We start from the raw sequence: 3,869 nt of genomic DNA, 5'->3' as shown, positions 1-3,869 counted from the left end.
GTGAACGTGACCCGCACCGAGGCGATCAGCGGCGATGAGGCCTACGGCCTGCGCTATTTCCACGTGATGAACTACATTTTCACCAGCGGGGCCGACACCACGGTGGAGGTGCACTACCTGGCCCCGCGCGGGGATGAGGTGCTGCTCAAGGCCATCGAGTCGGGCTACAACACGGGCGGGTTCATCCCGCTGGGCTTGAACGACAAGCCGCAGCCGCAGCGCCTTTATGCCCGGGTGAACCTGGGTAGCGGCACGCGCTACATCCCGCTGGAAAAGCTGGGCCATATCCTGCTCGATCCCGAGCCGGCCGAGGGCCTGCCCGCGGGCAGCGGCACGGTGGCTCTGGCCAGCGACGGGGTCCAGAACCGGGACAATGTCTATTTCTACAACTACGACTACGTGATGCTGTACGACGAGCTGTACAAGGGCCGTCACTGGATCGCCTCGGCGGCCCAGGGCGTGGGCGGGCTGGAAATCAGCCGCAAGGTGACCAATATCCTGCCCGAGCTGGGCGGCTACGAGGGACCGATCGCCGAGGTGGAGGAGACCAACTCGCTCATCGAGTCGATCTCCACTCTCACCTACAAGCTGCGTTTCTACTACAAGGGCGGCGTGGGCGTGGTGCAGGCCGAAATCTACGACAGCGATTTCGATTTCTACACCTATGACGAGAAAGGTTCAACGTACAAAATCGGCACCGGCACTTGGCAGGTGGTGAAAAAGTTGACCGGGCACACGCTGAAATGAAAGTTCAGATCAGCACAAAAATCAAAGCCGCCGGGCTCTCCGCCCGGCGGCTTTTTTTCTTGTAGGGGCGCATACGCGTGTACGTCCGAGAGGTGGACCATATGGTTCGCCTCTACGTTTTCTGATCCCATCTTAGGGGATTGTTGAGGATATATTCCCGAACCGCATTCAAATCCTCGATCTTTCTGACCACATGCTCGTGATAGCCTCGCTGCCATAGCCGCTTTTCAAACGGCGTCCAGCCCAGGTCCTTGACCCCTCGGATGTACGAGTTTGTTGTCATGGTCTTGAACCAGCGCACGATCTGATGTAGGGGCGCACCCGCGTGTGCGCCCGGGCGGACACATGGGTCCGCCCCTACAATTAAAACGAGACCGTGGAAATGATTCGGCATCGTGATACGGACATCTGGATCAACATTTTCAAACTTGGAAGGCAATTTTTCCCACCAAGTCTCAACCATCTTCCCGGCAGCGTTCAATTCCAGCGTCCCGTCGATGACACTGCCAAACACTTCTCTTTTGTGCTGAACGCAAATCGTAACGAGGTAAGCGCCCGGAGAAGAATAATCGTATTCAGGCAGCCGTGTGTTTTTCCTTCTGGTCGCAATATAGCTCAACAAGGAAGGGTGAATAAGCATTATTCTCTTAACTCACCGCTTATACCCGAACCTTCTGAGCAAATCTTTCCGGGCTTTCTGCTGCGGCTCCTCCTCCACGCCCAGGGGAGTCTCCCCGTCCACCACCCCCACCACGCCGCGGCCGAGTTCGGTCTCGGCCACCAGCACCTCCAGCGGGTTCGCCGTGGCGCAGAACACCCGGCAGACCTCCGGGCAGGCCTTGATCGCGTTCAGCACGTTGATCGGGTAGCCGTTGCGGATCAGCACCACGAACACGTGCCCCGCGGCAATGGCTTTCGCGTTCGACACCGCGGCCTCGGTCAGCTCCGTGTCGTTACCGTCCCAGCGCACCAGGCGCTCGCCGCTGGCCTCGCAGAACGCCAGGCCGAACTTTAGTGACGGCCCGCTGCAGACCAGGGCCTCGTAAAGGTCTTCCACTGTCTTGATGAAATGCGACTGGCCGATAATGACATTGCTGTCCGCGGGCAGGGTTATCCTGACTGGAGTGAGGTTCATCGTTCCTCCGGATGGGTTTGTCAGACCTGGGCTGCCGCCCCGGGTGCGTTGCGGCTGCCCGTATCGTCGCCGCCGGTCCCGTTCCCGCCGTTGTCGAGGGGACGGTGTCCGCGGCGCTGATGTTTCTTATGGGTGCGATGGTAGCGGAAAACCATGCGGGTGTAGCTGAAGGCCGAGGTAGCGGTGAGCAGGATCACCGCCACCTGGAGCTGGTCGATTATCGCCACGCGCCAGCGCAGGGTGTAGGCCGCGATCAGAAGGGCCACGCTGAAAGAATACAGCTTGCCCCAGATGTTCGAGGGGAACACGATCTTGTGCCTGCGGATGAGCAGCGCCCCGCCGAGCAGGATCCAGAGGTCGCGCAGCACCAGCACACCCAGCAGCCAGATCGGGAAGCTCCTCAACTGAATGAGGAACAGCATCACCGCGCCCAGGCAGACCTTGTCGGCCAGGGGGTCGATGATCTTGCCGAAGCTGCTGATCGTGTGCCTGAGGCGCGCCATCCAGCCGTCCAGCACATCCGTTGCCACGCCGGCCAGCATCAGGCCCACCGCCACCCAGTGGCCGGTCTCGCTCTGGCTGAAAAGGCCCCAGTAGATAAATGGAAGGAGAAGCACACGCAGGACGGAAAGGAAATTGGAAAGGGTCCAGATGTTGAGTTCGCGGATGCGTGTATAGGGGATCGGCATCCTGTGCGTCAGGCGGCGGGTTTCTCTCTGCTCGGTCGCCATATTAGCGGTTCCCTCGTTCCAGCATCTGCCTGGCATGGGCCAGCGAAAGCTCGCTGTCCGTATCACCGCCCATCATGCGGGCGATCTCGCGCGGACGTTCGGCCTCGGACAGCCGCCTGACCGCAGTCTCGGCGCGACCGTCACGCGCGGTCTTTTCCACAACCAGGTGGTCCTCCGCGCAGCGGGCTATCTGGGCCAGGTGCGTGACCACCAGCACCTGGTGCCGCGCTGCGATTGCGGCCAGGTACTCACCCACCGCGCGCCCCACCTGCCCACCGATCCCGCTGTCCACCTCATCGAACACCATCGAGGAGGGGGCCTCGTTCTCGGCCAGCACGCTCTCGATCGCCAGCATCACGCGCGACAGCTCGCCCCCGGAGGCGACTTTCGACAGTGGCAGCAACGGAGTGCCGGGGTTGGCGGCGAGCAGAAAAGTAATTCGGTCCGCGCCGCTGGTCAAGTAGCCCGGCACGGCGCTGTCCCCGGCGGTCTCCACTGCATCGAACTGCACGCAGAAACGCGCCCCGCTCATGGACAGCCCGGCCAGCTTTTTCTCCACCTCGCCTTGCAGTCGCTGAGCGGCCTCCTTGCGCGCCTCGCTCAAGGCTGCGGCCGACTGGGCCAGCTCGCGCTCCAGGGCGGTGGATTCGAGCCGCAGGCTCTCCAGCTCGCCGCTGTCGCGCCCGGCCTCCTCCACCCGCGCGGCGATCCGCCCGCGGTGGGCCAGGACATCTGCCAGCGTGGGCCCGTATTTTTTCTTCAGCAGGTAGAGCTGGTCCTTGCGCGCGCGCAATTCGTTCAGGCGTTGCGGGTCGTGGTCCAGGCCCTGGGCCAGATCGTTCAGGGAGCGGGCCAGGTCCTCCAGGGCGTAGCGCGCGCTGTCGAGCTGCTCGGCCAGGGGCTTGGCCCGCTGGGTCAGGCCGGCCAGGTGCTCCAGGCTGCGGTGCACGAGGCCCAGGCTTTCGAGCGCCGGCAGTGACCCGCCCTCGGAAGCGGCCCCGTAACCGCCAGTGGCCTCACCCTCCAGGGCCTGGAGGCACAGCGCCAGCAGCTCCTCTATCTTCTCGGCGTTCTCGTGCAGACTAAGTTCCTCCTCCAAGGCGGCCTCCTCCTCAGCCCGCGGGGCGGTGGAGTCGATTTCCTGGAGCTGGAAACGCAGCAGCTCCTGCTCGCTGTTGAACGCGGCCAGGGCCTTTTCGAGGCTTTCCAGACGGCGCTCGGCCTGACGGCTGCGGGCCAGAAGGGCCGCGAACGTG

At 63.0% G+C, this 3,869-nt stretch carries 5 protein-coding genes; 1 reads left to right on the top strand and 4 read right to left on the bottom strand.

What is annotated here, in order from left to right:
- Positions 1-747 (top strand): hypothetical protein (locus LLH00_15070; protein MCE5272600.1); only part of this gene is annotated, 747 nt, incomplete at its 5' end.
- Positions 748-859: 112 nt separating this feature from the next.
- On the opposite strand, the gene LLH00_15065 is transcribed toward LLH00_15070, so the two are convergent.
- From LLH00_15065 to LLH00_15050, 4 genes are all read right to left on the bottom strand, one after another.
- Positions 860-1,387 (bottom strand): hypothetical protein, encoded by a 528-nt coding sequence (locus LLH00_15065; protein ID MCE5272599.1) that lies wholly within the window; start codon positions 1,385-1,387, stop codon positions 860-862.
- 12 nt (positions 1,388-1,399) lie between these two features.
- A complete protein-coding gene (locus tag LLH00_15060) occupies positions 1,400-1,882 on the bottom strand; it encodes an adenosine-specific kinase (protein MCE5272598.1) in 483 nt (160 codons plus the stop codon).
- Positions 1,883-1,902: 20 nt separating this feature from the next.
- Positions 1,903-2,613 carry a CDP-alcohol phosphatidyltransferase family protein gene (locus tag LLH00_15055; GenBank protein MCE5272597.1) on the bottom strand — a complete coding sequence of 237 codons (711 nt, stop codon included), beginning with the start codon at positions 2,611-2,613 and terminating at the stop codon, positions 1,903-1,905.
- A gap of 1 nt (position 2,614) precedes the next feature.
- Positions 2,615-3,869 (bottom strand): hypothetical protein (locus tag LLH00_15050; GenBank protein MCE5272596.1); only part of this gene is annotated, 1,255 nt, incomplete at its 5' end.

This window comes from bacterium (assembly GCA_021372515.1).
Lineage (GTDB): Bacteria > Gemmatimonadota > Glassbacteria > GWA2-58-10 > GWA2-58-10 > JAJFUG01.
Note: the sequence above shows the minus strand (reverse complement) of the source record. Positions and strands in the feature narration are given on the sequence as shown.

Bases quoted from the DNA above. Each gene is read 5' to 3' on its own strand.
- LLH00_15065 (MCE5272599.1), bottom strand. From the start codon at position 1,387: ATGCTTATTCACCCTTCCTTGTTGAGCTATATTGCGACCAGAAGGAAA.
- LLH00_15060 (MCE5272598.1), bottom strand. From the start codon at position 1,882: ATGAACCTCACTCCAGTCAGGATAACCCTGCCCGCGGACAGCAATGTC.
- LLH00_15055 (MCE5272597.1), bottom strand. From the start codon at position 2,613: ATGGCGACCGAGCAGAGAGAAACCCGCCGCCTGACGCACAGGATGCCG.